This window comes from Novosphingobium sp. UBA1939, from assembly GCF_002336885.1.
Lineage (GTDB): Bacteria > Pseudomonadota > Alphaproteobacteria > Sphingomonadales > Sphingomonadaceae > Novosphingobium.
In genome coordinates this window covers 1-4,002 of sequence record NZ_DDFB01000076.1, presented here as the reverse complement: position 1 = coordinate 4,002, position 4,002 = coordinate 1, and the positions used below count along the sequence as shown (strand labels likewise).

General features: G+C 66.3%; 3 protein-coding genes and 1 pseudogene. 2 read left to right on the top strand and 2 right to left on the bottom strand.

Annotation, left to right across the window (positions count from 1 at the left end; genetic code table 11):
• Positions 1 to 1,218: thiamine pyrophosphate-dependent enzyme (locus tag B3547_RS10820; RefSeq protein ID WP_292962980.1), on the top strand; the 1,218-nt coding region annotated here is incomplete at its 5' end.
• 22 nt (positions 1,219 to 1,240) lie between these two features.
• Entirely contained in the window at positions 1,241 to 2,485 is a 1,245-nt protein-coding gene (locus B3547_RS10815; RefSeq protein WP_292962977.1) for a Zn-dependent hydrolase, read from the top strand.
• Here the strand turns inward: B3547_RS10815 and B3547_RS10810 are convergent.
• Together B3547_RS10810 and B3547_RS10805 are read right to left on the bottom strand one after the other, a co-directional pair.
• Positions 2,460 to 3,389 (bottom strand): LysR family transcriptional regulator, encoded by a 930-nt coding sequence (locus B3547_RS10810; protein ID WP_292962974.1) that lies wholly within the window; start codon positions 3,387 to 3,389, stop codon positions 2,460 to 2,462. The two genes, B3547_RS10815 and B3547_RS10810, sit on opposite strands and share 26 nt — an antisense overlap.
• Before the next feature lie 354 nt (positions 3,390 to 3,743).
• A pseudogene (locus B3547_RS10805) lies at positions 3,744 to 4,002 on the bottom strand (transposase); the annotation flags it as partial.

The following is a 4,002-nucleotide window of genomic DNA, read 5'->3' as shown; positions in this document are numbered from 1 at the left end:
TATCTCGACCGCGCCTTCGCCGTCTTCGACAGCCGCCGACCGCGTCCGGTCTATCTCGACATCCCCATGGACGTGCTGGCGAGCCCGGCCCGCGGCGACTGGACGCCGCGGCGGTTGTCGGCCCGTCCCGGCGCGCGGCCCGAGGACGTCGTCCGTGCCGCCAGTCTTCTGGCTGGCGCACGGCGGCCGATGCTTATCCTGGGCGGCGGGGCGCGCTCGGCCGCGGCCGACCTGCAGGCGCTGGCCGAGCATCTGGCGGCACCGGTCTTCTCCACCATCGCCGGCAAGGGCAGCCTGCCGCCCGACCACCCGCTATGGCTGGACGCGGTGCTGCACCGCGCCGATGGCCGTGCGTTGCTGGCGCGGTCGGATGTGGTGCTGACCGTTGGTTCGGAACTGGCGCAGAGCGAGTTCCTGACCTCGGCTCCGCTGCCATTAACAGGCGAAATGATCCGCATCGATATCGACCACGAGCAGCTCTGCGACCCGCATGCGACGACGCTGCCCATCCTTGCGGATGCGGCTCCGGCCGTCGCTTCGATCCTGGAGGCGGTGCAGGCGATGTCCGAGATCCGGCCGCGCGCCGACGTCGAGGCGGAGGTGGCGCGGCTGCGCGCCGAACTGCGCGCGGGGGAGAAGGGGCTCGATGCCATCTATCTCTCGGCCCTGGACGCGATTAGCGCCAGCCTTCCGTCCGAGACGATGATCTTCACCGACATGACGACCATCGCCTATGCGGGAAACTATCTCTATCCCGCGACGACCAAGGGGCGCTGGATCCATCCGGCCGGCTTCGGTTCGCTCGGCTATGCGCTGCCCGCCGCGATCGGCGCCGCGATAGGCAAGCCGGGGGCGAAAGTCGTGGCCATCGTCGGCGATGGCGGTTTCCAGTTCACCCTGACCGAGCTGGCCGTCATGGCCGAGAAAGCCCTGCCGGTGGTCGTGGTTCTGTGGAATAACAAGTGCTTCGGCCAGATCCACAAGGGCATGGTGCAGCGCAACGTGTCGCCGGTCGGCACAGTCTATCCAACACCCGACTTCATCGCCATCGCGCACGCCTACGGCATCGCCGCGCATGCCCCCGCCACGACCGACGAAGCTTGCCGCAGTATCACCGAGGCAATGGCGGCGGGAGCTCCCGCCGTGATCGAACTGACGCCGGAACTGTTCGGCGCCACCGCGACGACGCTCGATCTGCTGAACGCCGCCGGAAACTGAGCCGAAAACCGGAATCCCCGCCATGAGCTTGAGCCCCGACATTCGTGCCCACCTTGACCGCTTCCTTGAGACGCTGGACGCGTCCGCTGCGATAGGTCCGGGACGGGAGGGCGGTCTCAGCCGGCTCACCCTCACCGAGTCCGACCGCCGGATGCGCGACCGGTTCGTGGAATGGTGCCGTGAGGCGGGGCTGAGCGTCACCATCGACTGCATGGGCAGCATCTTCGCCCGCCGCGAGGGCACCGAGGATCTGCCACCGGTGCTGGTTGGCAGCCATCTCGACACGCAGGAGAATGGCGGGCGCTTCGATGGGATAGTGGGCGTCCTCGGGGCGCTCGAAGTCGTGCGGCGGCTGAACGACCTGGGCATCGCGACTCGCCGTCCGATCGAGATCGTCAACTGGACGAACGAGGAAGGCGCGCGCTTCTCGCCGCCGATGGTGGCCTCGGGCTGCTTCGTGGGGGATTACGCGCTGGACTGGGCGCTCGGCCTGAAGGACGCCGACGGGGTGACGATCGGGCAGGCTCTGGACGCCATCGGCTATCGCGGCGCGGCCCCGGTGGGCGGACGCGAGATCGACGGCTATTTCGAGTTGCACATCGAGCAGGGCGACGTGCTGGATCGCACCGGGCATGACGTCGGCATCGTCACGCACGGCTATGTCTCGCATGGGATACTGGTCGAATATCGCGGAGAGACGGCCCATACCGGACCATGGCCAATGGCGAAGCGCAAGAACGCGCTGGTGGCGGGTGCGCGCCTTCTGGTCGCTGTGGACGACCTTGGCTGGGAACATACCGCGACCGGCGGCAAGGCGACGGCGGCGCGGCTCTCCGCCTCGCCGAACAAGGCGGGGCTGCTGTCGGACTGGGCCGAGGCTGTCTGCGACGTGCGCCATGACGATCCTGAAGTGGCCGAGTTGATGCGGGTCAGGATGCTGCGCGCCGTGGCCGAGGCGGGTATCCGCTCCGGCTGCGAGTACCGCGTGCTGGACCAGTGGAGCTGGGGCGGCGACATCTTCGACAAGACGATGGTTGACCATGTCAGCGAGGCGGCGGCCACGCTTGGCTTCAACGGGCTGAAACTGCCCAGCCAGGCCGGGCACGACGCCTATTTCCTGGCGAAGCAGGTTCCGACCGCGATGATCTTCACGCCCTGCAAGGATGGGATCACCCATAACAACAACGAGCTGGCCACGCCCGACATGCTGGCGCCTGGGCTGAACGTGCTGCTGCACGCCGTCACGGCTCGAGCCGATCGGCCCTGATCATCTCTCGCAGGATCGAAAGGAAACTGACCTCGGCCAGTTCCAGCGACATGGCCGGGTTGGTGACGAGGTAGAGATCGGCCCCCAGCTGAACGCCCTCCGGGCTGATGCACCAGAGAAGGCCGGCGTCCAGTTCTCGCCTGACCGACGCGACCGGCAGGATGCCGATGCCGATGCCGGCCTGCACCATGCGCAGAACCTCCGGCAGGTGCGCAGATGAACCGCTGATCCGTCCGCCGAAGCCCGAGCCGACGCCGAGCGCCAGCATCGGTTCCAGCGCACCGCCTTCATTGTAGCAACTGAAGCTGACAAAGCTCTCGCCGCGCAGATGCTCGACCGCGCAGCCCTCCTTCGCGAAGAACGGATGGGGAGTGCCGCAGAAGACGCCGAATTCCTCACGCTCGAGATGCTCGCAGGTCAGCCCCGCGATGGGTTGCGTGAGCAAGCAGATCGCCAGCGGTGCAATCTGCCGTGAGATGGCGCGCACGGCCTGCGGGCTGCTGACAGTGTCGATCTGCACCGTGATCGAGGGATAGCGCAGATGGACTTCTCTCAGGGCTTGGTCGAATGGCGCGTAGCGCACGTCGGTGACGGCGAGGATGCGCAAGGCGCCGGTGATGTCGCGCTCCGCGCCCGACAGTTTCTCCCCGATGCGCGACACGCCGCGGAAGATCTGGGCGCATTCGCCATAGAGAAGCTCGCCATGTCGCGTCAGCTCGAAGCGCCGGCTGGCGCGCACGATGAGACGCAAACCAAGGGTAATTTCCAGTCGCTGCAGCGCGGCAGTGACCGAAGGTTGACTGATCTGAAGGCGTACGGCCGCGCGGGTTAGACTGCGTTCCTCAATGATGACAAAGAACGTGCGCAACAGGTTCCAATCGAGTGCTCTAAGATCAGATTTCATCACAAAGCTTCTGATGGGCCTGGCCTGACCCCATAGTGTGGTCCGGTTTCAGTCTTAGTGCATGATCGGCTTTTCGGCCATTGCCTGAGCAGATGGTCACTTGCGGTCCCGCAGCGCCAATTCACCCCCACCCGTACCCTCCCCACAAGGGGGAGGGAGTCGTCGACGTCGGCGCCACATGCTCGCTTGTTGGTAGGGAGGCGTTGACGTTCCGCATTCCCCCTCCCCCTTGCGGGGAGGGGTAACTGGAATGTGGTTCGGGGTGCGGCCGAAACGGCGAATCTACCGTTCGACTGTCGCGGCGTCGAGGATGCGCAGTTGCGGCGTCGCGGCGCCGTTCCAGTGGTTAACGGACAGCGTGCCGGCGAGATCGGCCTTGGCCTCGGCGAGATCGCGCCGGTCATGGAGCCATCTGGGTTCCTGCAGGCAGTCGTCGGCATGCTTTCTGGGCAGATGGTCGAGCGCGTTCCTGAGAAAGTGCACGTAGCAGCGCTGCCATGCCGTTTCGGGGACGGCTTCGCCGATCGCCGCCACCAGACCGGCATGGTCGTCGGAGACGACAAGTTCGACGCCCTTGAGGCCGCGCGCCTTCAGCTTGACCAAAAATCCTTCC